The organism is Comamonas sp. JUb58 (assembly GCF_004364775.1).
In the GTDB taxonomy this organism is placed as follows: domain Bacteria; phylum Pseudomonadota; class Gammaproteobacteria; order Burkholderiales; family Burkholderiaceae_C; genus Comamonas.
Map to the genome: position 1 here is coordinate 43,453 of NZ_SOAL01000009.1, position 26,991 is coordinate 70,443.

Here is a 26,991-nt window from a genome sequence, read left to right on the forward strand (position 1 = left end):
TTCACTGCCATTCATCCAGTGTCAGGCGCACATCCTCAACCAGGCTGGCAAACCTTGTTTGCTCTCGGGCATGGTGGCTGATGAAAGCCTGCCGATCTATCAGGGTGGGTGTGGCGCCGAGGCTGTAGATGCTATCGATCAGACGCTGTTGCTGCAACGCGCTGGCAAAGCGGCGACTTGGCAGGCTTGGCTGCAAGGACTTCAACGGCAGTTGGCAGATGCCCAAGAGCCTAGGTGGAAGGCAGCTATCAGAGCACCATGCCCGCATCGCTCATGCGACGGGCATAGACGCTGAGCAAGACGCGCTCGGAATGGGTCAGGTAGTCATGCATCAGCTTGGCGGCCTGCTCCATGTCCCCGGCCTCGAAGCGCTCCAGGATGTTGGCGTTCAGGTCGATGTAGGGCGCGTGCATGAACTCGGCATCGCCCAGCATGCCAAAGGCCAGGCGCAGCTCCACCAGCAGGTGCGAGAACATGGTGTTGAGCCGCTCGCTGTCGGCCAGCGCCACAACGCCTTTGTGAAAGCGCATATTGCCGGTGCCCACCTCCACCCAGCGGCCGGCCTCGCGCAGCTGCTTTTGCGCGGCGACGGCTTCGCGCATCTCCTTGCGTGCCGGGTGCTGCGGAATGGCCTGCTGCAGCGCCTGGCACTCGATCATGCGGCGCACGCGGTAGATATCCATGATGGAGGCCATCGAGGGGATGGCGACAAACACGCCCCGGTTGGGCAGATGGCGCAGCAGCCCTTCCTTGGTCAGCAGGCGGAACACCTCGCGCAAGGTGTTGCGCGAGATCTCCAGGCTTTCGCTCAGGGCCACCTCGGACAGGCGCGATCCGGGCTGGAATTCGCCACGCACGATGCGGTCGCGGATCTGCTCGGCCACGCGGTCGTTGAGCGAGAGAGTAGGCAGTGCAACATTCATGGCGATCGCAGGTAGTCAGAGATTGATACACATGATAGCCGTGGCCTGTAGCCAGGCCCAGCGCATTGCCCCCAGCCCCTTGAATCGGTCAATCTGGCGATTTTCTTCGCCACAAAGACGAGAATTTCGCCTACATGGCCATTTGAAAGCAGATGTATACGGGTTTTCCCGATGATCAAGGGTTTTTTGTTTGGCTAAACTTTTGTATTGTTCAACAAACTCAAATTTACCATTGGTGAAATTGATGAGTTGTTGAACAAAAACTATGCGGTACCCAGTTCTTGGGAACCGTGCCTATAACAAACCTTGTATTGTCATGGACAGCTCAATCGTCAACCTCTGGCCCCTCCTCGGGGTGGCCGTAATCATCGTGGGATTCGTCCTGCGTTTCAATCCCTTTGTGGTGGTGGTGGTGACGGCGATCGTCACCGCTGCGCTGGCGGGCTTCCCGGTCCAGAAAGTGCTGGCCGAGCTGGGCACGGGTTTTGTCAAAACCCGTAATCTGCCGCTCATCCTGGTGCTGCCGCTGGCCGTGATCGGTCTGCTCGAGCGCCATGGCCTGCGCCAACATGCGCAAAACTGGATCGGCCACATCAAGTCGGCCACCACGGGCCGTCTGCTGATCGTCTACCTGGGCGCGCGTCAATTGACCGCCGCCATCGGCCTGACCAGCCTGGGTGGCCACCCCCAGATGGTGCGTCCGCTGCTGGCTCCTATGGCTGAAGGCGCGACCGAGACCCGCTACGGCAAGCTGCCCGAAGCACTGCGTTACCGCCTGCGCGCTTTCAGCGCCGCGACCGACAACGTCGGCCTGTTCTTCGGCGAAGATATTTTTGTGGCCTTCGGCGCGATTGTGCTGATGACCACCTTCCTGCATGAAGCCGGTGTTGACGTCGAGCCGATCCATGTGGCCGTATGGGGCATCCCGACCGCCATCTGCGCGTTCCTGATCCATGCCTACCGCCTGCGCCGTCTGGACCAGTACATCGCCAAGGAAATGGCTAACGCGCCATCTGCCGCTTCTACCACCCGCGAAGGAGGTGCAGCATGATTTTCAGCATCACCCAAGTCTATTGGCTGGCCGGTCTGGTCATGGCGGCTGTGGCCGTCTTCAATCTGCTCGATGCCAGCAACCCCAAGCGCTGGACCACCGGCCTGTTCTGGGGCCTGTATGCGGTCATGTTCCTGCTGGGCGACAAGATGCCGCCTGAAGTGGTGGGTGCTGGCGTGATCGTGCTGGCGCTGATCGTGCTGGTCAAGGGCGTAGGCGGCGGCAAGCCGCAAGTGCGCAGCGATGCCGAGAACAAGGAAAGCGCTCTGCGCCTGAAGAACAAGCTGTTTGTGCCGGCGCTGGCGATCCCTGTGGTCACCGTGATCGGCAGCGTGCTGCTCAAGGACTTCAAGATCGGCGGCAACTTCCTGATCGACCCCAAGAACGCCACGCTGGTGAGCCTGGCACTGGGCTGCATCATCGGTGCGGCCATGGCCTGCAAGATGACCCGCGAATCGCCGGTGCAATCGCTGCGCGAATCGCGCCGCCTGGTCGATGCGATGGGCTGGGCCATGGTGCTGCCGCAGATGCTGGGCATGCTGGGTCTGGTGTTCTCCGATGCTGGCGTTGGCAAGGCCGTGGCCCATGTGACCACCACCTACATCAACATGGACCTGCGCTTTGTGGCTGTGGTGGTCTACGTGGTCGGTATGGCGCTGTTCACCGTCATCATGGGCAATGGCTTTGCGGCTTTCCCGGTGATGACGGGCGGCGTGGGCGTGCCCGTGCTGATCAATGTGTACCACGGTGATCCAGCCATCATGGCAGCGGTGGGCATGCTCTCGGGCTATTGCGGCACCTTGCTGACCCCGATGGCGGCCAACTTCAACATCGTGCCGGCGGCGCTTCTTGAGCTACCGGACCGCAATGCGGTGATCAAGGCGCAGATTCCGACCGCGCTGGGCATCCTGGTCTGCAATGTGTTCTTGCTGTACTTCTTGATGAACCACTGATCGCCGCAATAACAGGACTTCTGCATGACTGACTCAACCGTACTGGTGCTGGGCTTTGAGCCCTTTGACAAAGCCCCCCTCAACCCCGCGTGGGAAGTGGCCCGCAGGCTCGATGGCAAGACCATCGACGGTGCGCGCATTGTTGGCGTGCAGCTGCCCTGTGTGTTTGGCAAAGCGCTGGAGGCGCTGGAGGCAGCCCTGCAGCAGCACCAGCCCAGCCTGGTGATTGCGCTGGGCCTGGCCGGCGGCCGCACGGCCTTGTCGATCGAGCGCGTGGCCATCAATGTCGATGATGCCCGCATCGCCGACAACGCCGGCCAGCAACCCATCGATGTGGCGGTGGCCACCGATGGTCCAGCGGCCTATTTTGCGCGCCTGCCCATCAAGCAGGCCGTGGCTGCGATGCGCGCAGCCGGTGTGCCCGCCGAGGTGAGCAACACCGCCGGCACCTTTGTCTGCAACCATGTCTTCTACGGCCTGATGCACCGCCTGAACACCGTGCCCGCTTGGGCCCAGACGCGTGGCGGCTTTGTGCATGTGCCCTACCTGCCCGAGATGGCAGCGGCGCTGCCAGGCGCCCCGAGCATGGCGGTGGAGACGCAGTGCAAGGGTATTGAAGCGCTGATTGCGGCCGTGCTGCGGCATGATCCAGAACAGCAGGATCTGCAGCTGAGCGCAGGCCAACTCCACTGAAATTCATAAGAAAGGTAGCACCATGTCCCTCACCATGGATTTGAACAGCGATCTGGGCGAGAGCCTGGGTGCATGGACCATGGGCGACGATGCGTCCATGCTGTCCATCGTCAGCAGCGCCAATGTGGCCTGCGGTTTTCATGCAGGCGATCCGGCAGGCATTCTCGATACCTTGAAAAAAGCCAAAGCCAACAACGTCGTGGTCGGTGCCCATGTGGCCTACCGCGACCTGGTCGGTTTTGGCCGCCGCAACATGGATGTGGCCCATGCCGACCTGGTGAGCGATGTGATCTACCAGATTGGCGCGCTGCAAGGCCTGGCCGCTGCGGCAGGCACCACGGTGCGCTATGTCAAACCCCATGGCGCGCTGTACAACACCATTGCGCAGGACCGCCGCCAGGCCGCAGCCGTGATCGAGGCCATGCAGGCCGTGGGCGGCCAGCTGGCGCTGGTGGTGCTGGCCGGCTCGCCGCTGATGCAGTGGGCGCGTGAAGCGGGCCTGACGGTGATCGCCGAGGCCTTTGCCGACCGTGGCTACACCCCGCAAGGCACCTTGGTATCGCGCCGCGAGCCAGGCGCTGTGCTGCACGACCCTGAGATGGTTGCCAAGCGCATGCTGCAGCTGGTGCAGCAAGGCACGGTGCAGGCCAATGATGGCTCCGTGGTCGAGGTGCAGGCCGATTCCATCTGCGTGCATGGCGACAGCCCCGGTGCGGTGGCCATGGCCAAGGCGGTGCGCGAGCACCTGCAGGCGGCCGGCGTGCAGATCCGCTCCTTCATGGACAAGGCTGGCGCATGAGTGACGAACGCACGATGCGCTTTCTGCCCGTGAGCGACCAGAGCATGCTGGTGGAACTGCAGGACCTGGAGCACACCTTGGACCTGCTGGCTGCACTGCAGGCCGAGCTGCCCGCTGGCGTGCAGGAGCTGGTGCCCGCTGCGCGCACCATCCTGATCTCCTTCGACCGCTGGCAGACCAGCGCTGCCGACCTGCAGCGCCATATGGCCGCACTGCGCCTGGGCCGCCAGGCCCGCAGCGCCGGCCAGCGCGTCGAGATTGCCGTGCATTACGACGGCGAGGACCTGGCCGATGTGGCGCAGATCCTGGGCATTGATGTGCCCGAGCTGATTCGCCGCCACAGCGGTAGCGATTACAGCGTGGCCTTTTGCGGCTTTGCGCCCGGCTTTGCCTACCTGACCGGTGGCGACCCGAGCCTGAACGTGCCGCGCCGCAGCACGCCGCGCACCAAGGTGCCTGCGGGCTCGGTCGCCATTGCCGGCACCTTCAGTGCCGTCTACCCCAATGACACCCCCGGCGGCTGGCAGCTGCTGGGCCGCACCGAGGTGCCCATGTGGGACCTGCTGCGCAACCCGCCTGCCTTGCTGCAGCCGGGCATGCTGGTGCGTTTTGTCGATGCCAGCACTGCGGCTGGCCAGGCCTTGCTGAAGCAGCAATCTGCCGCGCAAGCCCAGGCCCCCGCAGCAGCCGAACATACGGGTGCAGGCATGCGTGTGCGTGCCACCGGCTTGCAAACCCTGGTGCAGGATGCTGGCCGTGCCGGCCAGGCGGGCCAGGGCGTATCGGCTGCCGGTGCGCTGGACCAGGGTGCCATGCGCCGTGCCAACCGCCTGGTGGGCAACGACGCGCGCCAATCGGTGCTGGAATCGGTTGCCGCAGGCCTGCAACTGCAAAGCCTGGGCGCCACCGTGGTGGCCGTCACTGGCGCCACCGGCCCCCTGACTGTGCGCAGCGCCAGCGGCGCTGCCTGGCAGGCTGAACGCAATGCGGCCATTGCCTTGAACGATCGCGATGTCATCCAGCTGGGCGAGCCCGACAGCGGCGTGCGCAGCTATGTGGCGGTGCGCGGCGGCTGGTTGGTGGAGCCCGTGCTGGGCAGCACCAGCACCGACACCTTGGCCCGCATCGGCCCTGCCGCATTGACCACCGGCCAGACCCTGGCCGTGGGCGATGCGCGCGATGCCGCTGCGGTGGAAGCCCCCGATCACACCCCACCTGCACTGCCCAAGGCCGGTGAGACGGTCGTGCTCGATGTCGTCATGGGCCCGCGCACCGACTGGTTCACCCCCGAGGCCGTGGCCCTGTTTGCCGCACAGCGCTGGCAGGTCACCCCCCAGTCCAACCGCGTGGGCTTGCGCCTGGCCGGTGAAGAGGCCCTGGTGCGCAGCCAAACCCAGGAGCTGCCCAGCGAAGGCACGGCCCTGGGCGCCATCCAGGTGCCCGCCAGCGGCCAGCCCGTGCTGTTCCTGGCCGACCACCCCTTGACCGGCGGTTACCCGGTCATCGCCTGCATTGCCTCCTACCACCTCGACCTGGCCGCGCAAGTGCCCGTCGGTGGCTGGCTGCAATTCCGCCCCCTGGCGCCCTTTGCGGACCTGGTGGGCTGAGTGTTGAACAGGGCGTGCGCGCCCCGTTCTTGAATGGATATAGCTATGAGCGAAGTGTTGATTGCAAAAGGCCGTGAAACACGCTGCGGCAATCTCACTTCTCTGTCGTGTTTTGGTTGTCTGGAGTCTTCTCAGCCATGAAAAAAGTATTGATTGCAAACCGTGGCGAGATCGCCGTCCGAATCATCCGTGCCTGCACGGACCACGGTCTGAAGAGCGTGGCGGTGTATGCCGATGCCGATATTGACGCCCTGCATGTGCGCATGGCCGATGAGGCCTATGCGCTCGAAGGCCAGCGCCCGGCAGAGACCTATCTGGACATCGCCAAGCTGATTGCAGTGGCGCAAAAGAGCGGCGCAGATGCGGTGCACCCAGGCTACGGTTTCCTGTCCGAAAACGCCGCCTTTGCCCGCGCTGTGATCGGTGCCGGCCTGACCTGGGTGGGCCCACCGCCTTCGGCCATCGAGCAACTGGGCGACAAGGTGCAGGCGCGTAAGCTGGCGCTGAGCGTGGGTGCCCCGCTGGTGGCAGGCACGCCCGAGCCGGTCAAGGATGTCTCCGAGGTGCATGCCTTTGCACGTGACCATGGTTTGCCGATTGCGGTCAAGGCCGCGTTCGGCGGTGGTGGCCGTGGCATCAAGGTGATCTGGAAGGCCGAGGACATCGACGAGCTGTATGGCGCAGCGGTGCGCGAGGCGGTGACCGCCTTTGGCCGTGGCGAGTGCTTTGTCGAGCAGTTCCTGGACAAGCCCCGCCACATCGAAGCCCAGGTGATGGCCGACCAGCACGGCAATGTGCGGGTGCTGGGCACGCGTGACTGCTCCTTGCAGCGCCGCAACCAGAAGCTGGTTGAAGAGGCACCAGCGCCTTTCCTGACCGATGCGCAGCGCGAGCGCATCCACCAATCGGCCCGCGAGATCTGCCAGGCCGCTGGCTATGTGGGCGCCGGCACGGTGGAATACCTGCTGAGCCAAGGCGGCGCCATCTCGTTCCTGGAAGTCAACACCCGCTTGCAGGTGGAGCACCCTGTGACCGAAGAGACCACCGGTACCGACCTGGTGCGCCTGCAGTTCCGCGTGGCCGAAGGCGAAGTGCTGGCCGACACCACGGTGCCAGCACCCCACGGCCATGCCTTTGAGTTCCGCATCAACGCCGAAGACGTGGGCCGTGGCTTCCTGCCCGCCCCCGGTCTGGTGACCCGCTTCGAGGCCCCATCGGGCCCTGGCGTGCGCGTCGACAGCGGTGTGGAATCCGGATCGCAAGTGGCGGGCCAGTTCGATTCCATGCTGGCCAAGCTGATCGTCTGGGGCCCCACCCGCGAAGTGGCCGTGCAACGCGCACGCCGCGCGCTCAAGGAGTTCAAGATCGAAGGCGTGCCGACCGTGCTGCCTTTCCATGAAGCCGTGATGGCGCATGCCGACTTCATCAACGGCCAGCACTTTGGCGTGCACACCCGCTGGATCGAAACCGAGCTGATGCCCCAATGGGATGCCCAGCCCGAAACCCGCCCCCAGCCTGCCGCCACCGCTGGCCTGCAACGCGTCGCCATCGAGCTCGACGGCCGCCGCGTGATGCTCGGCCTGCCCGCCTCTCTGCTGTCCGGCCTGTCGGCCCCCGGCGCTGCCCCAGCGCCCGTGGAAGCAGCCGTGGACGAGAAGGCCGTGACCGCCGCCTCCGCCGGCACCCTCACGACCTGGAAGGTCGCTGACGGCGCCACCGTGCAAGAGGGCGAGCTGATCGCCGTGATGGAAGCCATGAAGATGGAAATGCAGATCAACGCCCCGCGCGCTGGCCGCATCAGCCTGAAGGTGGAAGCCGGCAGCTACCAGGCTGCCGGTGCAGTGATTGCGCGTATCGACTAAGCCGTCTTTTTGACGGTGGCCAAGAGCCGCACAGCCTTTGGGTTGTGCGGCTTTTTTGTTGGGCTAGGGGTTCCGGGATGGGCTGTCCGCATCACCCACCCCTGGAGCAGAAATCTCCGTCACATCCCCCTGGCTGCCCGTCGCCAGCTCATGGTAGATATCGTAGAGGTACTGACCCAAATCGCTGGCAGGCAGGTCGGCAGGCACCGCCAGTTGGACGGGAGCGCGTTTGCCATCCTGCCCGACGGCATAGCAGCGCCAGCCGCTAGGGCAGGGCTCCAGATCGAGGATGCGGCCAAAGACATTAAAGCGGTGTCGGGGCATGGGCAAGCAACGCGATAGGGTGGTAGTGGCACCAGCCTAACCGAGGTCGCGCAGGCGCTGGTCACTACGGGGGTTCTTGCAGCCCATGCCCAGGTGCCGCATGGCGTGGTGCAAGGGCCTAGCGCTGCTCGCCTTCCTGCCTGGCAAACACCCGGCTGAGCTGCTGGCGCTGGATGCGGCGGTGGATGGTCGAGCGGTTTACGCCCAGCAGGCGGGCGGCTTCGGAGACATTGCCCTGGCATTGGGCGAGTACCTGTTCCAGCGTGGCGGCATGCATGGCATTGCCGTCGCATGTGGCGCCTGCCAAGGCTGCATCGCCAACCGCGTCCTGCCCCTGCGCCACAGCCGGGCTGCGCTGCAGCGCATCGGGCAGGTGTTCCAGGTCGATCTGTTGCTCGGCCAGCGCGGCGGCATAGCGCAGCGCATTGTGCAGCTCGCGCAGATTGCCGGGCCAGTGGTGGGCGCGCAGGGCGGCCTGTGCGGGCCCGCTCATGCGCAGGCTGCAGCCCATGGCGGCGAGCATGTGCTCGGCCAGGGCCAGCAGGTCGTTGCGCTCGCTCAAGGCGGGCAGCTGCAGCTCGGCGGCGTTCAGGCGGTAGAGCAGGTCGGCGCGGAACTGGCCGCTGTGCACCAGCTCGGCCAGCGGCCGGTGCGATGCGGAGATGACCCGGATATCGACCTTTTGCGGCGCACGCGCGCCCAAGGGTGTGATCTCCGATTCGGACAGCACGCGCAGCAGCTTGGCCTGCAGGGCCAGCGGCATGTCGCCGATTTCATCGAGGAAGAGGCTGCCCTGGTGTGCGGCCTCGACCAGGCCGGCGCGGCCTTTGTGCGCGCCGCCTGTCCAGGTGCCGGGCAGGTAGCCAAACAGTTCGCTCTCCAGCAGTGCCTCGGGGATGGCGGCGCAGTTGATGGCGACAAAGGCACCGCTGCGGCCGCTGGCGGCATGCAGCGCGCGGGCCAGAAACTCCTTGCCGCTGCCGGTCTCGCCCTGCAGCAGCACGGGCAGGTCTTGCGGCGCCAGCCGGGCGGCCTTGTGCAGCACCTGGCCCATGGCGGCATCGCCGGTGTTGAGCGCCTGCAGCGGCGCGGGCAGGCTGGGGCGTGGGCTGGACTGCGCGCTGCTGCGCGGCTGGGGCGGCAGCGCATGGGCAAACCAGATGCTGCCATCGCGGGCGCGCAGGATGCGCTCTTGCGCGGGGCGGTTGCGCATCAGCTGCGGCAGGGCCTGCAGGTCGGTGTCAAAAAAACGGCTCAGCGGCTGACCGGTCAGCAGCGGTTGCTGGCGCCAGTTCAGCCCGGCGATGGAGGCCAGCATGCGGCTGGCGGCATGGGTCATTGCGCGGATGCGGCCGCGCGCATCGATGCTGAGGGCCGCATCGGCATCGACATCCAGAAAATCCGGCGACTGCGCCAGGCGCAGCACCCAGTCGCTGCCCGATTGGGCCATCAGGTTGGCCAGCTCCACCCGGCGCACGGCAGCGGTGACCAGGTGCAGCGCCATCTGCTGGCTGGCGCGGGCGGCGGGCGAGCGCAGCAGGGACAGATCCAGCACCGCTGCGAGCTGGCCTTGCAGATCGTAGATGGGCGCGGCGGTGCAAGAGAGGCGCGTATGGGTGAAGTCGAAATGGTCGCTCTGGTGCACCGTCAGCGCCTCGCCGGTGGCGAGGCACGTGCCAACGGCCGAGGTGCCGGCGACATCCTCGCGCCACTGCGCGCCCAGGTAGAGGCCCGCGCTGCGCAGGTCGCTGGCATCGCTGTCATGGCCCAGAAAATCCACCGCAACGCCATGGCGGTCGGCCAGCAGCAATACATAGTCCAGCCCCTTGAGCTGTTGGTAGAGGCGCTCCAGCCCGCTGCGGGCAATGCGGATCAGCGATTCGGACTCTTCGCGGTGCGCGCGCAACTGGCCGGCGGGCACGATATGGGCTTCGCTGGTGCGGCTCGGGTCCAGCCGGTGCTGGTCGATGCAGCGGCGCCAGCTGCCCAGCACGGCCCGGTCGCGTGCCTCCCCTTGCAGCGGGTAGCCCATGCCAAAGGCTTCGAGCTCCTGGACGTGGGCGGTATAGCTGTGGATGGGCATGGCGGGTCTCCTGCAATCACCGGGCTGATTCTGTGCCCGCACCCCGGCGCTGCCAATCAGGCTTACCCGCAACAGATGCTGCAGTGCAAAAGGGCGCATGCAACAGGTGTTGCATCGACTGCGGCAGTGCGCGCGCCAGCCCGCTGCTGGCAAACCCGCAGCGCGCCGCCCTGCTCCAAGGAGGTTGCAGTGCAGCATGGCCGCTTGGCATGGGGCTTGCAAAAACGCTGACGCTGCGGCCGCAGAGCCGCTGCGATATCGCCGATAAAAGGAGACAAGCCATGACCACCGCTACTGCCACCCCGATGGCCACACCCACGGCTGCGGGCACACCCGCCGCCCGCGCTCAGGCCCTGCTGGACCAGCTCAACCAGGCGCTGGCCGCCCGCGATTTTGCGGCGGCCAGCCAGCTGTTTGCCCAAGACTGCTTCTGGCGCGACCTGGTGCTGCTGACCTGGAACCTCAAGACCTGCGAAGGCCCGGCGCAGGTGGCTGACATGCTGGCCGCGCAGCTGGATGCCGCTGCGCCCTTGCTGCTGCAGCTGGATCCGAAGGAAGAGGTGACGGAGACCGATGGCGTGCTGAGCGCCTGGCTGGTGGTGGATGCGCGCCATGCGCGGGGCCTGGGCCATCTGCGCATCCGCGATGGCCGCATCTGGACCTTGCTGACCACCATCCAGGAGCTCAAAGGCTTTGAAGAGGCGCAAGGCCTGCGCCGCCCGATGGGCGCCGAGCACGGCATACGCCGGGGCCGCAAGACCTGGCTGGACCGGCAGCAGGAAGAGGCCGAGACCCTGGGCGAGAGCCGCCAGCCCTATGTGCTGGTGATTGGCGGTGGCCAGGGCGGTATTGCGCTGGGCGCGCGGCTGCGCCAGCTGGGCGTGTCGCATATCGTTATCGACCGGCAACCGCGCCCCGGCGACCAATGGCGCAACCGCTACAAATCGCTGTGCCTGCACGACCCGGTCTGGTACGACCACCTGCCCTACATTCCCTTCCCCGAGCACTGGCCGGTGTTCGCACCCAAGGACAAGATTGGCGATTGGCTGGAGATGTACACCCGGGTGATGGAGCTGAACTACTGGTCGTCCACCCAATGCCTGGGCGCACGCTACGACGAGGCTGCGCAGGAATGGGAGGTGACGGTGGAGCGCGAGGGCCGCAAGATGGTGCTGCGCCCCAAGCAGCTGGTGTTTGCCACCGGCATGTCGGGCAAGGCCAACATCCCTCGCATCGAGGGCCAGGAGCGCTTCCGGGGCGAGCAGCAGCACTCGTCGCAGCATTCGGGGCCCGAGGCCTATGCCGGCAAGAAGGTGGTGGTGATCGGGGCCAACAACTCGGCCCACGACATCTGCGCTGCGCTCTGGGAGCATGGTGCCGATGTGACCATGGTGCAGCGCTCGTCCACGCACATCGTGCGCTCTGATTCGCTGATGGACATTGGCCTGGGTGATCTGTACTCGGAGCGCGCCGTGGCCAGCGGCGTGACCACCAAAAAGGCAGACCTGATCTTTGCCTCGCTGCCCTACCGCATCATGGCCGACTTCCAGGTGCCGCTGTATGACCGCATCCGCGAGCGCGATGCCGAGTTCTACCGCCAGCTCGAAGAGGCGGGTTTCATGCTGGACTTTGGCGATGACGAATCGGGCCTGTTCATGAAGTACCTGCGCCGCGCCTCGGGCTACTACATCGATGTGGGTGCCTGCGACCTGGTGATCGACGGCAGCATCAAGCTGCAGGCGGGCAAGAACAAGGGCATCAGCCACCTCACTGACAACGCCGTGGTTCTGAGCGATGGCACCGAGCTGCCGGCCGACCTGGTGGTCTATGCCACCGGCTATGGCTCGATGAATGGCTGGGTGGCCGACCTCATCAGCCAGGAGGTGGCCGACAGGGTGGGCAAGGTCTGGGGCCTGGGATCGGACACCACCAAGGACCCCGGCCCCTGGGAGGGCGAGCAGCGCAATATGTGGAAGCCCACCCAGCAGCCGCAGCTGTGGTTCCATGGCGGCAACCTGCACCAGTCGCGCCACTATTCGCTGTACCTGGCGCTGCAGCTCAAGGCGCGGCAAGAGGGGCTGGCGACACCGGTCTACGGCCTGCAGCAGGTGCACCATCTGCGCTGATGCGGCGTGGGGCAAGGGATGGGCCGGCATGGGCGGGGCGCTGCAGATTGTCAGGAATTGGGACCTGGCGCCAGCTATGGCCGATGGCTGACACCGGCCGGCCGCCCTTCAATGCCAGAATCGGGCGATGGTGACACAAGACTCCACGCTCGCCCAACGGGTGCAGCGCAAGCTCAATCCTTTCCGCCCCTTCTACCATGCGGCCGATCAATGGCTGGCAGCCGATGGCTTGCGCATGAGCGCGGCCATGTCCTTCTACGGCATGCTGAGCCTGGCGCCACTGCTGCTGCTCCTGGTAGGGGTGCTGGGCTGGTGGCTTGATCGGTCCTACATCGAGAGCAACCTGATCCACCAGGTCGAAGACATCATGGGCTCGCAGGTGGCCGATGTGGTGCGCGGCGCGCTGTCGAGTGCGCAGACCAAGTCGCAGGGCCTGATTGCCTCGGCGATTGGTTTTGTGATGCTGCTCTCGGGCGCCACCGGGGTGTTTGTGGAGCTGCAGACCTCGCTGGAGCGGCTTTGGAACCATGGCGAGAAGGTCGACAAGAGCGGCACGCCCTGGTGGTACTCGCTGGTGCAGCGGGTGCGGGGGTTGGGCTACATCCTGGTGCTGGGCTTTTTGATGCTGATATCGCTGGTCATCACCACGATGCTGAGCATGACCACGCGCTGGGCGGGTGCTGTGCTGCATGTGGAGGCCCCCGGCATGCTGCTGGGCGTCATCAACGAGACCGTGTCCTTCCTGATCACCGTCACCTTGTTCGTCGGCATGATGCGCATCGGCACGGGCACCAAGCCCCGCCTGCGCTTTCTGATTGCCGGTGCGGCGATTGGCGCCTTTCTCTTCACCATCGGCAAGCAGGTGCTGGCCTGGTATCTGTCCACCGCTGCCGTGGTCTCGGCCTATGGCGCTGCCGGCTCGCTGGTGGTGCTGCTGATGTGGATCTACTTCTCGTCCGCCATCCTGCTGTTTGCCGCCAGCTGCGCCCGCGCGCTGAACAGCGCAGACATTGCCTTGCATGGCAAGGGCGGCGGCGCGGCGGAGGAGGACAGCACGCAGCTGCGGCCATCGGCCGGGCAGGCCGCCACCGTGGATTTCCAGATTTAGCAATCCACCGCAGCAAACAACAATGCGCCCTCGGGCGCATTGTTTTTGGGGGGAGGGAGAGGCCGTTCTTTAGTGGGCCTGGGCCTTCACATCAAAGCCTTCGGCGCGGGTGTCATGGCGCATGAAGAACACCAGTGCAAAGGCGACGACGGCCAGCGATGCCAGGAACATCACGGCATAGACATCGTTGCCCATCTTGTCCTTCAGCGTGCCAAAGATCGTCGGGCCGATGTAGCCACCCAGGTTGCCGATGGAGTTGATCCAGGCGATGCCCGCTGCGGCTGCGGTGCCGCTCAGGAAGGCCGTAGGCAGGGTCCAGAAGGTGGGCAGTGCGCTGAAGATGCCAAAGGCAGCCAGGGTCACCGCAGCCATCTTGGGCACCGGTGCAGCAGTGTTGGCGGCAATCAGCAGACCGGCAACGATGCAGGCCAGCGGAATCAGCACAAACCACTTGCGCTCTTTCATGCGGTCGGAGCCGCGCGTCCAGAAGATCATCGCAATGGCGCCGACCAGATAGGGGAAGGCGTTGATGAAACCGACCTGCACATTGGACAGGCCACCAAAGCCCTTGATGATCTGCGGCAGGAAGAAGCCCAGGCCGTAGAGCGGCACGGTGATGCCCATGTAGACAAAGCCCAGCGCGATCACCTTGGGGTTGAGCAGGGTCTGTTTCCAGGAGATCTTGTGGATGGATTCGCGGTTCTGGCGCTCGGCCGTCAGGGTCTTGGCCAGCCAGGCGCGCTCTTCGTCGGTCAGCCACTTGGCGTCTTGCGGGCCATCGGGCAGGTAGAACAGCACGACAAAGGTCAGGAAGATCGCTGGCAGCGCTTCCAGGATGAACAGCCATTGCCAGCCATGCATGCCGCCCATGCCGTCCATATCGAGGATGAAACCGGAGATGGGCGCACCGATCACCGTGGAGATGGGGATGGCGAACATGAACCAGCCGACGATGCGCGCACGGTAGGCGGCCGGGAACCACAGGGTGATGTAGAAGATCACGCCGGGGAAGAAGCCCGCCTCGGCAATCCCCAGCAGAAAGCGCACGATGTTGAAGCTGGTTGCGCCACCAACCCAGGCCTGCGCGGCCGACAGCACGCCCCAGCTGAACATGATGCGGGCGATCCACTTGCGGGCGCCAAACTTCTCCAGCGCCAGATTGCTGGGCACTTCACAGAGAAAGTAGGAGAGGAAGAAGATACCGGCCGCGCTGCCGAATACGGCTGCCGAGAAGCCCAGGTCCTTGGACATGCTGGCCCCGGCAAAGCCGATATTGACGCGGTCGAGGTAGGCGATGAAGTAGCAGACCATGAGCAGCGGCAAGAGCCGCCAGCTGATCTTGGAGATGGTGCGCTGTTCCAGGGTGTCCATGTTTGTCTCCGATGCTGTTATGGATAGGACGTGCGGTTGAGGTGCTTCGCTTTTGATAGCTGTTAATGCAGACCTATCTTAAGCAGATGCTATTTTTGCCCAGGGTTGCTACCACGGGCCGCCGCTATTGTGCGCTGCAGCGCCCGCTGCCGCTGGTGCGTCGGAGACAGATGCAAAAAGCCCCGCACAGCGAGCGCTGGCGGGGCCTAAGGGTAAAACCGGAGGGGGTTGGCTTACGCCGTTTTCATCGAACCGGTATCCAGATAGCGCTGGTGCCAGGACAGCGCCTCGGTCAGGATGTGCGGCGTGTGCAAGCCGGCTGACTGCTGCATCGCGCGGTCCACATAGTCCTGCAGCATGGGGCGGAAGTCCGGGTGCGCGCAGCGCTCGATGATGACTTTGGCACGCTGCTTGGGCGAGAGGCCGCGCAGATCGGCCAGGCCCTGCTCGGTGACGATGATCTGCGTGTCGTGCTCGGTGTGGTCCACATGCGAGCACATGGGCACGATGCAGGAGATATGGCCGTTCTTGGCCACCGAGGGCGTGACGAAGAAGGACAGGTAGCCGTTGCGCGCAAAGTCGCCGCTGCCGCCAATGCCGTTCATCATGCTCGATCCCATCACATGGGTGGAGTTGATGTTGCCGTAGATGTCGGCCTCGATCATCGAGTTCATCGCGATCACGCCCAGGCGGCGCACCAGCTCGGGATGGTTGGAGATCTCCTGCGGGCGCAGGATGATGCGGTCGCGGTAGAAGTCGATGTTCTCCTCGAAATCGCGGTAGGCGGCCGCCGACAGCGAGATGGAGGTGGCCGAGGCGCGCGACATCTTGCCGCTGCGCAGCAGGTCCAGCATGCCGTCCTGCAGCACTTCGGTAAAGCCCAGCAGGTTGTCGAAGGGGCCGGTGAGCAGGCCGGCCAGCACCGCATTGGCCACATTGCCTACGCCCGACTGGATCGGCAGCATCTCCTGGGGCAGGCGGCCCATCTTCATCTCGTGCGAGAGAAAGTCGATGATGGAGGCTGCAATGGTGTTGGAGTTGGCGTCCGGCGCGGCAAACACATTGTCGCGGTCGCCCTTGTGGGTCTCGACCACGGCCACGACCTTGTCCAGGTCCACGTTCAGGTAGCCCTCGCCAATGCGGTCGTCGGCATGGGTCATGCGGATGGGCACGCGGCGCGGCGGGATGGCAGTGCCGTAGTAGATGTCGTGCATGCCTTCCATCTTGGCGGGCGGCTTGGTGTTCACCTCCAAGATCACCTTGTCGGCAATCTCCAGCCAGGTCTTGTTGTTGCCCACCGCGGTCGACGGGATCAGCAGGCCATCGGCAGTGATGCCCAGCACCTCGATCACCGCGACATGCATATGGCCCAGAAAGCCGAACCAGGCGTGCTGGGCGACGTGGGACAGGTGCATGTCGATGAAGTTGATGTCACCGGCATTGATGGACTTGCGCGCGATCGGGTCGGTGTTGAAAGGCAGGCGCTGGTCGATGGCACCGGCCTCGGCCAGCACGCCATCGCATTCCGCAGCGGTGGAGGCGCCCGTCCAGACATTGATCTTGTAGGGCCGGCCTGCGGCATGCTCGGCCTTGGCATGGCTGGCAATCGCCTGGGGCAGGGCCTTGGGGTAGCCTGCGCCGGTGAAACCGCTCATGCCCACATTGGCGCCAGCAGGGATCAGCGCGGCCGCGTCGGCGGCGGACATGATGCGGGAGTGCAGCGCGCTGCAGCGCACACGGTCATTCAACGACATGGGGGGAGACTCCAGGAAGGTGTTTTCGTTATTGTCTACAGATGCAGCCCGGCGGCATAGGCCGGGCGGCGAGGCGGGCAAATCTTAGCAGTCGTTGCATCCGAAACCATTGAGAATCCGGGAATACCCGATTGTGGATAAGTGCTACTGCGGCGGCAATTTATTGTTGCACTGCAACAATTTAGCGCATAAAAAAAGCCCGGGACAACCGGGCTTGGGGAGGGTTAAGGTGCTGCTCAGCGCTTGTCGCGGCGGTTGAGCAGTTGGTAGAGAATGATGGCGCCGAAGGTCGCGGTCCCGATGCCGCCCAGCGCAAAGCTGCCGAACTTCAGGGTGAAGTCACCGGTACCGATGATCAGGGTGATGGCGGCCACGATCAGGTTCTTGTTCTGCGAGAAGTCCACCTTGTTTTCCACCCAGATCTTGGCGCCGGCCACGGCAATCAGGCCAAACACCACGATGGACACGCCGCCCATGACGGGCAGCGGGATCGCCTGGATCAGTGCGCCGAACTTGGGCGAAAAGCCCAGCAGCAGGGCAATCAGGCCGGCCACCATGAACACGGCGGTCGAGTAGATGCGGGTCGCCGCCATCACGCCGATGTTTTCGGCATAGGTGGTCACGCCCGTGCCGCCTACGCCGCCGCTGACCATGGTCGCCACGCCGTCGCCGATGAAGGCCCGGCCCATGTACTGGTCCAGGTTGCGGCCGGTCATGGCCGTCACGGCCTTGATGTGGCCCAGGTTCTCGGCCACCAGGATGATCACGATCGGGGCGATCAGCACCATGGCTTGGGGGCTGAACTGCGGTGCCGAGAAATTGGGCATACCAATCCAGGCGGCCGAGGCCAGGCCCGACAGATCCACCGGCTTGCCCAGGCCCATGCCATTGGTCAGGATGGCGTAGATGATGGCCGCGGCAATCAGGCCCACCAGGATCAGCAGGCGCTGCACCATGCCGCGTGCCAGCACGGCCACCATGCCGACGCAGACAAAGGTCATCGCCTGCATCCAGCTCTCGAAGTTGTTGCTGGCCATGTTCTTGATCGGGACAGTGGCCAAGTTCAGGCCGATCACGGCCACGATAGCGCCGGTCACCACCGGGGGCATGAAGCGCTCGATCCAGCCCGTGCCCACCGCCTGCACGATAAAGCCGATCAAGGTGTAGAGCAGGCCGCAGGCAATGATGCCGCCCAGCGCCATGCCGATATTGGCATTGGGCCCCGAGCCGGCATAGCCGGTGGCGGCAATCACCACGCCGATGAAGGCAAAGCTCGATCCCAGGTAGCTGGGCACGCGCCCGCCGGTGATCAAAAAGAAGATCAAGGTGCCGACACCACTCATCAAAATGGCGACATTTGGATCAAAACCCATCAGAATGGGCGCCAGAATGGTCGAGCCAAACATGGCGATGACATGCTGCACCCCCATGATCGAGGTTTGTGGCCAGGGCAGGCGCTCATCGGGCGCGACGACATCGTCAGCGCCCGGGCGCACTTCACGCCAGCGGGGAAGGAAGGAATCAGACATGGTTTGGGCAGGCCGCAGGCAGGGCTGCACCGGGAGGGGCAGTTGCAGGCGCGCAAGAGAAAAGGTGCTGCATCATAGTGAATTTGTCAATCCTTGTAGAGAGAGGGAAACTCTCTAACCAGGACCGATGCGGAGACTGCAGGGCCCCGGGCGCGAAGGCCGGTACACCAGGTGTGGCGCCATAGCACTGGCCTGACGAGCTAATCCAATAGATAATCGCAATCATATTGAGAACAAATACAACAACTGCCTGCAGCAACTTGTTGTTTAGGGAGAGGGATTCTATGAACTGTGTGCAATGTGGCGAGGCATTGGCCGCCGGCGCCAAATTCTGTCGAAAATGCGGCTGCAAAGTTCAGACCGCGCCGACCGCTGAGGACCTGGCCAGCGCCCGTGCGGTGCCAGCCGCGCCAGTGGCGGCCTATGCCACCTGCCCCGATTGCGGCGCGCTGTGCAAGGGCCAGGCGCTGTTTTGCAAGCAATGCGGCTGCCGCTTCGAAGAGACACCCGGCTTTCAGGACACGGCCCCGGACTGGGATGTACCGCTGAGCGTGGCCGAGGAGAAGGCCATCCTGGTCTTTGGCAATGTGCAGGACAGCTCCGGCCCCCCATCCAGCTTGCCCGGTGAGCGCATCCAGACCAGCGCTGCGATGGTGATTGGCGGCGCGGCAGGCAGCTCGGCCGCAGCCGTGCCCGCCCCCGCGTTGCGCGAGCCCGAGGCGCCGCTGTGGGAGACCGATGCTGCTGCCAAGCGTGCCCCGCCAGCCACCCCCGACCCCAGCCTGCGCCCACGTGCCAGCGCCCAAGCGCGCAACCCCATGCCCGAAGCCCCTGTGCCCCAAAGCGGCGGGGGCTTGCGCATTGTGCTGGCGCTGCTGGGCGTGGTGGTCTTGGCCGGTGGCGGCGCCTGGTGGTGGAAGAGCCAGCAAGGCCGCGCGGCAACGGGCACGGTGGCGGCGCCCAGCGTCTCCGCCCCCGCAGATGTTGCAGCTCCGGTAGAGGCAGACGCCGCAGCCGTGCCGCTGGAAGCCGCAGCACCTGCGATGGTCGCGACCGATGCCGCCCTGGCCCCGAATGAAACGCTGGTCACCCCGGCCGCCGCTGAAGATGCCGTTGCCGCAGCTGTGGCTGTGGAAGAAGCGCCCGCCCCAGCAGCCGCACCCGCCCGCCCGGCGGCGGTGCGCAAGCCGGTGCGTAAACAGACCTTGGATGATTTGCTGAATTGAAGGAGAGCATTGTGAAGCTGTTGATGAAAATGTCCGCCCTGGTGTCGGTGCTCGCGCTGGCGGGCTGTGCTGCCCCACCTCCAGAACCCGCACCCGCTCCCGCGCCGGCCGTGCCGGTGCAGGTCGAATGCGGTATCGCATCGCCCCCCGGCTGCCGTGAGCCGGCTGTGCCCCCAGCGCTGGTGACCTGGGAGCAGAAGATGAAGGGCGAGATCGATGAGGCCGAGGCCCTGCGCGTTCGCGCGGTCGAGGCCATGTCGGCGCTGCCGGTCAAGCAGCGCATCTCGGGCAGCAAGACCACCTCCACCGAGCAGGTCTTCAGCTCCAGCCAGTCGCCTGCCACGCGTGGCATGCCGGTGCTCGATTCGGTGTCGCTGGATCTGCCCTGGGCCGCCAAGTCGCGCCAGGAGCACAAGGATGCGATGGTTGCCATCAAGGACATCGCCACGATGATGGCCGACAACCGTGGCGGCGCCACGATCTTTGTGACCGTCTCGCCGCGTGATCTGCGCGCCAAGAAGGTGAACACCAATTCCGGCACCGCGCCCACCGAGGCCGGCAACCCGGTCGAGGTCAAGAAATCGGCCGACAAGAATGTGCCGCCCGGTATCGAGCACTTTGTGATCCAGGCCAAACCCTGGCCCAGCCGCATCGACTGAGCACGCGGCGCGCACCCCTTAGCTGCCATGCGCGCCCCTGCGGGGGCGGTGGCACATCTACACGGTAACCACGACGAAGGAATCGCAGATGTCTTCTCCCAAATCGATGCTGAAGTCCATTGACTTTGGCCAACTGATGCGAGCGGCCGAGGGGCTGACCCAATGGCGCGTGCTCGGCCTGTCGTTTCTGACCTGGCTGGCCGGCGGCCTGGTGATGGTGGGCGGCCAGATGCTGGCCACCCGCGCGGGCAGCATGCTGCTGGCGCTGCTGTTCCTGATCATTGCCTCGGTGGTGTTCTCTGCCGGCATGTCGGCCGTGGGCATCCTGCTGCAGGACAAGGCCAAGGATGTGGAGCAGCGCAGCATGTCGGCCGCCATCCGGGCCGGCCTGCTGTGTGTGCCGCGCTTCATCATGTTTGGGCTGCTGGTGCTTGCCGTGGTGCTGGGCCTGTGCCTGGTGGCGGCCATTGTCTACTTCGTCTGCAAGATCCCCTTCATCGGGCCGATCCTGCTGTTCTTTGCCCACCCGGTGATGGTGATCGCCGCCTCGGTGTTCTTCATTGCGCTGTACTGGGTGGCCGCGCCCCTGCTGGCGCCCGCCATCTGGGATGGCCGCTCGCTGCGCCGCGCGGTATCGCTGGTGCTGGCGGTGGTGCGTACGCGCCTGGTGCCGCTGGTGCTGATGCTGCTGGCGCTCTACATCGTCATCACCGTCATCACCTTGGTGGTGTTCACCGGCTTTATCCCCGGTTTTGCCTACATGACGGCCATTGCCAGCGGCGTGATTGGCCCGAGCATGATGGCCTCGATGGGTGGCATGGGCAACTCTGCCGCCTTTGGCGCGATGGCCAGCAGCGGCCACATGATGGCCGGCACGCTGTCGACCGTGATCCTGTTTGCCGTGCTGATGGCGCTGACCATGCAGGTGATGATCATGGGCGTGAACATCATCTACCTGATGGTCACCGATGGCCTCGATGAGCAAGGCACCGAAGAGAGCCTGCAGGCCGGCATTGACCTGGCCCGCGAAAAGGCCCGCCAGGCCCAGGGCATGGCCCGTGAAGCCGCCGACAAGGTGCGCCACGCCACCCATATGGACGGCCATGGCCACCAAGGGACTGCAGCGCGTGCCCCGGCAGCGCCTGTAGCCCCGGTGACGCCTGCAACGCCTGCCGCACCGGTAGCGCCGCTGAACGACATCTTTGCACCGGCGCCAGCGCCGGTCGCCCCCGTGGCTCCCGTGCCCCCAGTGGCGTCGGTGCCTGCACCGCCACCGGTGGTCGCTCCGGCACCTGCCCCTGTGCCGGTGCCGCCCCCAGCGCCCGTGGCTCCGGTCCCGCCTGCTCCCGTGCCGCCAGCCCCTGTGGCACCGGCACCTGTAGCCCCGGCTCCCGTGGTGCCTCCTGCGCCCGTACAGCCGCCGGTGGCGCCAGCGCCGGCAGCCGGCCTGGGCGCTGCAGCAGTCGTTGGCGCTGCAGCCGCATCGGCCTTGCCGCCCACGGCAGCGCCAGCGGCACCGGTGGCCTCCGAGCCCTTGCTGCGCTGCCGCAGCTGCTTTGAAGTGGTGGCGGCCGACGATGTCTTCTGCGGACACTGCGGTTTCCAGCTCAAGCCCTGATGGGTTGTGGCATTCTTCCAGGGCGCGCAAGCGCCCTTTTTCATGGCACTCTGTATCCGCCCGTAAGCGCGGCTTCATTGGTAAAAGAGTGTTGTCAATCCGGGCAAAACGGCAGACCGGCCGCGGCGATTCACGTCAGGCAGGTTACACTTTGCCGATTCATGTCCAGTAACTAGATCGGCTTATAACCATGTCAGGTGAAACGACCCAGCGCAGCGGTTTCGATATGAAAAGCGCCCAGTTGCCGGTGGTTGCGTTCGCTCTGCGTTCGGCTGACCTGGAGCAGTTGGCGCTGGAGTTTGCCGAGCGTTTTGGCAGCGATTCCGCCTTTTTCGACCATGACCCGGTGCTGGTCGATCTGGCGCAGCTGCGCGAGGCCGACGAGGACATCGACTTTGCCGCCCTGGTGGCCTTGCTGCGCCAATACCGCACCACGCCGGTGGCGGTGCGCGGCGGCAGCGAGGCGCAGATGGCCAGCGCCTACGCGGCCGGCCTGATTGCTGCGCCTGAGGCACCGCCCGCGCGCAAGGCGGCCGAGCCGGAAGTGCGCGAGGTCGAAGTCGAGGTCATCAAGGAAGTGCAGCTGCCGGCCAAGGCGACCTTGCGGGTCGACAAACCCATGCGTTCGGGCCAGCAGGTCTATGCCTCGGGCAGCGATGTGATCGTCAACGCCATCGTCAGCTTTGGCGCCGAGGTGATTGCCGATGGCAACGTCCATGTCTACGGGCCCCTGCGTGGCCGGGCCGTGGCTGGCGCCCGTGGGGACAAGAGCGCACGTATTTATTGCACCTGTTTTGAGCCGCAGCTCGTCTCGATCGCCGGCATCTACCGCACGGTCGAGTCGGATTGGCCCGCCGAGCTGTCGGGCAAGGCGGCGGTGGTGCGGCTTGAAGGTGAGAAACTGTTGATCGAGCCGCTGTGACAGGCGCCAAGGGACGGCCCGCACAGGGCTTTGGACATTTGAGGACGTAAAGGGATCGGATCGAAAGATGGCAAAAATCGTCGTTGTAACTTCCGGCAAGGGCGGAGTTGGAAAAACTACCACCAGTGCAAGCTTTGCGGCCGGACTGGCACTGAGCGGCCACAAAACTGCGGTGATCGACTTTGACGTCGGCCTGCGCAATCTGGACCTGATCATGGGCTGCGAGCGCCGTGTGGTCTATGACCTGATCAATGTGATCCAGGGTGAGGCCAACCTCAACCAGGCGCTGATCAAGGACAAGCAACTGGAAAACCTCTACATCCTGGCCGCTTCGCAAACGCGCGACAAGGATGCGCTGACGCAGGACGGGGTCGAGAAGATCCTCAAGGACCTGGCGGCGATGGACTTTGACTACATCGTCTGCGACTCGCCCGCCGGTATCGAGAGCGGCGCGCTGATGGCCATGCACTTTGCCGATGAGGCTTTGGTGGTCACCAACCCCGAGGTGTCGTCCGTGCGTGACTCGGACCGCATCCTGGGCATGCTCAGCTCCAAGACCAAGCGTGCCGTCGATGGTGGCGATCCCATCAAGGAACACCTGCTGATCACGCGCTACAACCCCAACCGGGTGCAGGACGGCCAGATGCTGTCGCTGGAAGACATCCAGGACATTCTGCGCATTCCGCTGATCGGCGTGATTCCCGAGTCGGAGTCAGTGCTGCAGGCCTCCAACCAGGGCACCCCTGCGATCAACCTGAGCCAGACCGATGTGTCCGAAGCCTACAAGGATGTGGTGGCACGCTTTTTGGGTGAAGACAAGCCTATGCGCTTTACCGATGCGCAGAAGCCTGGTTTCTTCAAACGCATTTTTGGGAGGTAAGTTCAATGTCCTTGCTGTCCCTGTTTTTGGGTGAAAAGAAGAAGACCGCGTCGGTCGCCAAGGAGCGGCTGCAGATTATTTTGGCGCGGGAGCGCACGGGGCGTAGCAACAACCAGCCAGACTACCTCCCTGCTCTGCAAAAAGAGCTGATGGCTGTCATTGCCAAGTACGTCTCCATCAACCCAGATGACGTCCGTGTCAATCTGGAACGACAGGACAATCTTGAAGTTCTAGAAGTCAAGATTGAGCTGCCAGACAAGTAAGTTTCTAGGTCTGGGGTGTTTGTCCGTCGTGCATGGGTGTTGCGGCGAATGCTGGTGATTTTGGGGCTTTGGCAGTTTTCGTTTTGGGGTGGCGATATGGGCCCGCATGCGTTGTTGTGGCGCCTTGCCATACCGAAGTATTGTCTGCGGCGCCACGCCTAGCCTGCGGGCCCATCTCGCCATTGGGGTGGGTGGGTGGTTCGGGGCGCTCTGTGGGCTGCCGACATTGCTGTTGAATACCGTAATCGGAATCACCATCCTGGTTTCCGTTCTCCAAAAACAAACGCGACCTTCGGGTCGCGTTTTCGTTGGGGGTAAGTCGGTGGATTTCTGGAGGTTTGTGGGTAAGTGGGTGTCTTATCCACAAAACTATGCACATGCCGGTGCTTTTCCCCTCAGTTATGCACTGGGCTCGGCCGTGTTGTCGTAGGCGTGGGCTTTCCAGTATTTGAAGGTGCCCTGGGCGGTAGCCAGGATGCGGCGGTTGGCGTCGTAGATGTTGGCCTGGCAGGTGCAGAGCGAGCGGCCCTGGTTGATGACCCAGCCTTCGGCAACCAGGGGACCACGGCCCGGGTAGATAAAGCGCGAGGACATCTCGACGGTGACGGCGGTGCTGGACGGCGCGCCGGGGGCGAGCACGGCGGCGCGGGACATGGCCACGTCGAGCAGGGTCATCAGAATGCCGCCATGCGCGGCGGGCAGCTGGTTGCACAGTTCCTCGCGCAGGTCGGGCAGGTGCACGCGCACGATGCCGTCTTCAAAGTTCGGATCCTGGCGGGCGCCGATGAGGCGCAGAAAGGGCACGCGGGTGTTGAGGTCCTCGATGCTCAGCTGCTGGCGCGGCGGGGTGGTGCTCATGCGGCGGCCTTGGCTTCGCGCACCATGTTGCGCGCAATGATGATCTGCTGGATCTGGGTCGTGCCCTCGTAGAGGCGGAACAGGCGCACATCGCGGTAGAAGCGCTCAATGCCGTACTCGGCCATATAGCCCGAGCCGCCCAGGATCTGCACCGCACGGTCGGCCACGCGGCCGCACATCTCGGTGGCAAACATCTTGGCGCTCGATGCCTCGGTCGAGACGTTCTGGCCTGCATCGCGGCGGCGTGCCGCGTCGATGGTCATGCACTCCGCGGCATAAAGCTCGGCCTGGCTGTCGGCCAGCATGGCCTGCACCAGCTGGAAGTCGCAGATCGCCTGGCCAAACTGCTTGCGCTCCAGCGAATACTGCAGCGCATCGCGCAGGATGCGCTTGGCGCAGCCCACCGCCACGGCGGCGATGTGGATGCGGCCTTTTTCCAGCACCTTCATCGCGGTCTTGAAGCCCCGGCCCTCTTGCAGGCCGATCAGGTTGGCCGCAGGCACCTTGACGTTGTCAAAGATCACGTCGCAGGTGTGGGCGCCGCGCTGGCCCATCTTCTTGTCGTACTTGCCAAAGCTGATGCCCGGGCTCTTGGCATCGACGATGAAGGAGGACACGCCACCGGCGCCCTTGTCGGCCGGGTTGGTGCGCGCCATCAGGGTGAACATGCCGGCATGGGGCGCATTGGTGATGAAGCGCTTGGTGCCGTTGACGATGTAGTGGTCGCCCTGCTTGACGGCGGTGGTGCGCAAGGAGGCCGCGTCCGAGCCGGCTTCTGGCTCGGTCAGCGCAAACGAGGCGATCACCTCGCCGGTGGCCAGGCGTGGCAGCCATTCGGCCTTCTGGGCATCGGTGCCATCCATCAGAATGCCTTGCGAGCCGATGCCCACCGTGGTGCCGATCACCGAGCGAAACGCGGGCGAGGTCTGGCACAGCTCCAGCAGCACATGCACTTCCTCTTCCATCGTCAGCTCCAGACCGCCGAATGCTTCAGGGATGGTCAGGCCGAACAGGCCCAGATCGCGCATCTCCTGCACGATGGCTTCGGGGATCTCGTCGGTCTCGGCGACTTCGTTCTCGGCGGGCACCAGGCGCTCGCGCACAAAGCGGCGCACGCTGTCGAGCAGCGCGTCCAGGGTTTCTTGGTCTCGGATCATGGAATGTTCTCTGTTGCAGGGCTTTAGAGCGTTGCCGCCGTGCCCAAAATCGCCGTGGCCTGGCTGGACAAGGTGCCGCCATTGCCATGGGCCAGTGCCAGCTGGGCGCCCGCCACTTGGCGCTCGCCGCAGTTGCCGCGCAGCTGGCGCACCGCCTCGATCAGCGCAAAGATGCCATACATGCCCGGGTGCACGCAGGACAGGCCGCCACCATTGGTGTTGACCGGCAGGCTGCCGCCCGGTGCAATCGCACCGCTGGCGACAAAGGCACCGGCCTCACCCTTTTTGACAAAGCCCAGGTCTTCCAGGAAGAGCAGGGTGTTGATGGTGAAGGCATCGTAGAGTTCGACCACATCCATGTCTTGCGCCGTCAGGCCTGCCATCGCAAAGGCCTGTGCACCCGACTGGCTGGCAGCGGTGACGGTGAGGTCGGGCATCGACGAGATCTGGCGGTTCCAGCAGGCCGTGGCATTGCCCAGCACATAGATGGGCGCGTTGGGGCCGCGCTGGGCGTCTTCGGCGCGGCTGAGCACAAAGGCGCCGCCGCCATCGGTCACCAGGCAGCAATCGCGCACGGTGAAGGGATCGGCCACCATGCGGGCGCCCAGCACCTGCTCGATGGTCAGCGGATCGCGCATGAAGGCCTCGGGGTTCTTCTGCGCCCACTGGCGGGCCGAGACGGCCACGGCCGCGAGCTGCTCGCGCGTGGTGCCGTACTGGTGCATGTGGCGCGCCGCAGCCATCGCATAGGCTGCCACCGGCATCGTGGGCTCGAAGGGGTGCTCAAAGGGCTGCGGGTCCATGAACTTGCGCGCAGCGGTGGACTCCTTGCGGCCAAAGGCGGCCGAGCGCTGGGCGCTGCCGTAGCAGACCAGCACATGCTTGCACTGGCCGGCCTCCAAAGCCATGATCGAGGGCAGCAGGTGGGCGATAAAGCTGGAGCCGCCCACCATGGTGCCGTTGATGTAGTTCGGGTTGATGCTCAGGTGCTCGATCACCGGCATGGGCCACATGGTGGCGTTGACGCTGCAGGTGGCCAGGCCGTCGATGTCCTGCATCGTCAGGCCGGCATCGGCCACGGCCGCATGGGCAGCGCGTGCGAGCAGCAGCATGTCGTCCGAGCCTGGGGCTTCGCCGCAGCCATAGGTGGCCACGCCGGTGATGGCGGCCTTGCCGCGCAGCGCGCGCAGGCCGCTGCTGGTATGTACTTGTGCCATGTCTTATC

At 64.8% G+C, this 26,991-nt stretch carries 24 protein-coding genes; 14 read left to right on the top strand and 10 right to left on the bottom strand.

Features of this window, described 5'->3' with window-relative positions:
• Position 1: 1 nt before the first annotated feature.
• Together EDF71_RS11240 and EDF71_RS11245 are read right to left on the bottom strand one after the other, a co-directional pair.
• Positions 2-196: a hypothetical protein gene (locus EDF71_RS11240; RefSeq protein ID WP_133856685.1), complete on the bottom strand. Its 195-nt coding sequence runs from the start codon at positions 194-196 to the stop codon at positions 2-4.
• Positions 197-248: 52 nt separating this feature from the next.
• Complete coding sequence (locus EDF71_RS11245; protein WP_133856686.1) at positions 249-923, bottom strand: GntR family transcriptional regulator; 675 nt, start codon at positions 921-923, stop codon at positions 249-251.
• A gap of 316 nt (positions 924-1,239) precedes the next feature.
• Here EDF71_RS11245 and EDF71_RS11250 point away from each other — a divergent pair, with 316 nt between their 5' ends.
• From EDF71_RS11250 to EDF71_RS11275, 6 genes are all read left to right on the top strand, one after another.
• A complete protein-coding gene (locus EDF71_RS11250; RefSeq protein WP_133856687.1) occupies positions 1,240-1,974 on the top strand; it encodes a DUF969 domain-containing protein in 735 nt (244 codons plus the stop codon).
• On the top strand, positions 1,971-2,927 hold the full coding sequence (locus EDF71_RS11255; protein WP_133856688.1) for a DUF979 domain-containing protein: 957 nt from the start codon (positions 1,971-1,973) through the stop codon (positions 2,925-2,927). Before EDF71_RS11250 ends, EDF71_RS11255 begins: the two co-directional genes overlap by 4 nt.
• Before the next feature lie 24 nt (positions 2,928-2,951).
• Positions 2,952-3,620, top strand: a complete 669-nt coding sequence (gene pcp / locus EDF71_RS11260; RefSeq protein WP_133856689.1) for a pyroglutamyl-peptidase I — start codon at positions 2,952-2,954, stop codon at positions 3,618-3,620.
• Between the two features lie 22 nt (positions 3,621-3,642).
• Positions 3,643-4,419, top strand: a complete 777-nt coding sequence (locus EDF71_RS11265; protein ID WP_133856690.1) for a 5-oxoprolinase subunit PxpA — start codon at positions 3,643-3,645, stop codon at positions 4,417-4,419.
• Positions 4,420-4,433: 14 nt separating this feature from the next.
• Positions 4,434-6,026, top strand: coding sequence for a carboxyltransferase domain-containing protein (locus EDF71_RS11270; RefSeq protein WP_133856817.1), 1,593 nt, complete (start codon positions 4,434-4,436; stop codon positions 6,024-6,026).
• Positions 6,027-6,163: 137 nt separating this feature from the next.
• The gene (locus EDF71_RS11275; protein ID WP_133856691.1) at positions 6,164-7,888 is read left to right on the top strand and encodes a biotin carboxylase N-terminal domain-containing protein; all 1,725 of its coding nucleotides are present in this window, start codon (positions 6,164-6,166) and stop codon (positions 7,886-7,888) included.
• 63 nt (positions 7,889-7,951) lie between these two features.
• On the opposite strand, the gene EDF71_RS11280 is transcribed toward EDF71_RS11275, so the two are convergent.
• Both EDF71_RS11280 and EDF71_RS11285 read right to left on the bottom strand, forming a co-directional pair.
• Positions 7,952-8,212 carry a hypothetical protein gene (locus EDF71_RS11280; RefSeq protein ID WP_133856692.1) on the bottom strand — a complete coding sequence of 87 codons (261 nt, stop codon included), beginning with the start codon at positions 8,210-8,212 and terminating at the stop codon, positions 7,952-7,954.
• 118 nt (positions 8,213-8,330) lie between these two features.
• Positions 8,331-10,295, bottom strand: a complete 1,965-nt coding sequence (locus tag EDF71_RS11285; RefSeq protein WP_133856693.1) for a sigma-54-dependent Fis family transcriptional regulator — start codon at positions 10,293-10,295, stop codon at positions 8,331-8,333.
• Between the two features lie 305 nt (positions 10,296-10,600).
• Here EDF71_RS11285 and EDF71_RS11290 point away from each other — a divergent pair, with 305 nt between their 5' ends.
• A complete protein-coding gene (locus EDF71_RS11290) occupies positions 10,601-12,421 on the top strand; it encodes an NAD(P)/FAD-dependent oxidoreductase (RefSeq protein WP_133856818.1) in 1,821 nt (606 codons plus the stop codon).
• Positions 12,422-12,548: 127 nt separating this feature from the next.
• Positions 12,549-13,529: a YihY/virulence factor BrkB family protein gene (locus EDF71_RS11295; RefSeq protein WP_133856694.1), complete on the top strand. Its 981-nt coding sequence runs from the start codon at positions 12,549-12,551 to the stop codon at positions 13,527-13,529.
• A 69-nt stretch (positions 13,530-13,598) separates the two neighbouring features.
• Here the strand turns inward: EDF71_RS11295 and EDF71_RS11300 are convergent, their stop codons facing one another.
• From EDF71_RS11300 to EDF71_RS11310, 3 genes are all read right to left on the bottom strand, one after another.
• Positions 13,599-14,900: an MFS transporter gene (locus EDF71_RS11300; protein WP_133856695.1), complete on the bottom strand. Its 1,302-nt coding sequence runs from the start codon at positions 14,898-14,900 to the stop codon at positions 13,599-13,601.
• A gap of 233 nt (positions 14,901-15,133) precedes the next feature.
• A complete protein-coding gene (locus EDF71_RS11305; protein WP_133856696.1) occupies positions 15,134-16,654 on the bottom strand; it encodes an acetyl-CoA hydrolase/transferase family protein in 1,521 nt (506 codons plus the stop codon).
• A 236-nt stretch (positions 16,655-16,890) separates the two neighbouring features.
• Positions 16,891-18,183, bottom strand: coding sequence for a solute carrier family 23 protein (locus tag EDF71_RS11310; protein WP_133856697.1), 1,293 nt, complete (start codon positions 18,181-18,183; stop codon positions 16,891-16,893).
• Positions 18,184-18,467: 284 nt separating this feature from the next.
• Between EDF71_RS11310 and EDF71_RS11315 the strand changes: the two genes are divergently transcribed.
• From EDF71_RS11315 to minE, 6 genes are all read left to right on the top strand, one after another.
• On the top strand, positions 18,468-19,409 hold the full coding sequence (locus EDF71_RS11315) for a zinc ribbon domain-containing protein (RefSeq protein ID WP_133856698.1): 942 nt from the start codon (positions 18,468-18,470) through the stop codon (positions 19,407-19,409).
• 23 nt (positions 19,410-19,432) lie between these two features.
• Positions 19,433-20,068, top strand: a complete 636-nt coding sequence (locus EDF71_RS11320; protein WP_133856699.1) for a hypothetical protein — start codon at positions 19,433-19,435, stop codon at positions 20,066-20,068.
• 88 nt (positions 20,069-20,156) lie between these two features.
• A complete protein-coding gene (locus tag EDF71_RS25010) occupies positions 20,157-21,686 on the top strand; it encodes a hypothetical protein (RefSeq protein WP_166656518.1) in 1,530 nt (509 codons plus the stop codon).
• A 190-nt stretch (positions 21,687-21,876) separates the two neighbouring features.
• Entirely contained in the window at positions 21,877-22,608 is a 732-nt protein-coding gene (minC, locus tag EDF71_RS11330) for a septum site-determining protein MinC (protein WP_133856700.1), read from the top strand.
• Positions 22,609-22,675: 67 nt separating this feature from the next.
• A complete protein-coding gene (minD, locus tag EDF71_RS11335; protein WP_133856701.1) occupies positions 22,676-23,488 on the top strand; it encodes a septum site-determining protein MinD in 813 nt (270 codons plus the stop codon).
• 5 nt (positions 23,489-23,493) lie between these two features.
• Complete coding sequence (gene minE / locus EDF71_RS11340) at positions 23,494-23,751, top strand: cell division topological specificity factor MinE (protein ID WP_021027472.1); 258 nt, start codon at positions 23,494-23,496, stop codon at positions 23,749-23,751.
• A 399-nt stretch (positions 23,752-24,150) separates the two neighbouring features.
• Here the strand turns inward: minE and EDF71_RS11345 are convergent, their stop codons facing one another.
• Genes EDF71_RS11345 through EDF71_RS11355 form a run of 3 tightly spaced genes read right to left on the bottom strand, consistent with a single transcriptional unit; the run spans position 24,151 to position 26,983 of the window.
• The gene (locus tag EDF71_RS11345; RefSeq protein ID WP_021027471.1) at positions 24,151-24,609 is read right to left on the bottom strand and encodes a PaaI family thioesterase; all 459 of its coding nucleotides are present in this window, start codon (positions 24,607-24,609) and stop codon (positions 24,151-24,153) included.
• Entirely contained in the window at positions 24,606-25,766 is a 1,161-nt protein-coding gene (locus EDF71_RS11350) for an acyl-CoA dehydrogenase family protein (RefSeq protein ID WP_133856702.1), read from the bottom strand. Before EDF71_RS11350 ends, EDF71_RS11345 begins: the two co-directional genes overlap by 4 nt.
• Before the next feature lie 23 nt (positions 25,767-25,789).
• On the bottom strand, positions 25,790-26,983 hold the full coding sequence (locus EDF71_RS11355) for a thiolase (protein ID WP_133856703.1): 1,194 nt from the start codon (positions 26,981-26,983) through the stop codon (positions 25,790-25,792).
• Between the last annotated feature and the right edge of the window lie 8 nt (positions 26,984-26,991).